Annotated in this window: 1 protein-coding gene; it reads right to left on the reverse strand. The window is 43.8% G+C overall.

The features are described from left to right. Positions 1 to 329: TonB-dependent receptor domain-containing protein (locus tag J0A66_RS22375; RefSeq protein WP_206576030.1), on the reverse strand; the 329-nt coding region annotated here is incomplete at both ends.

Below are 329 nucleotides of genomic sequence, written 5' to 3' on the forward strand. Positions count from 1 at the left end.
CATAGAAACGTCATAGCCACGCGACTTTTCATCAGCCAGGTTAAATTCACGCTGAATCAACTGGGTGATATTACCTTCGGTGTCACGGGTGATATCGCCACAGAATCGGTTACCTTCACCAAAGGGCACAGATGAGTCATAACATTCTTTCAGGATCTTTTCGTTATCAATAGAACGAATGGCATCTTTGATAGTAATGTCATAGTAATCTACCGCAATATTGAAGTTTTCCAGGAAACTTGGGGATGCGGTGATGCCCAGGGTATAGGTATCGGCAGTCTCTTCTTTTAGATCCTCGTTACCAGCATTAGGTGAGTAGCCGGTATTCT

The organism is Bowmanella dokdonensis, from assembly GCF_017254865.1.
GTDB lineage: Bacteria > Pseudomonadota > Gammaproteobacteria > Enterobacterales > Alteromonadaceae > Bowmanella > Bowmanella dokdonensis.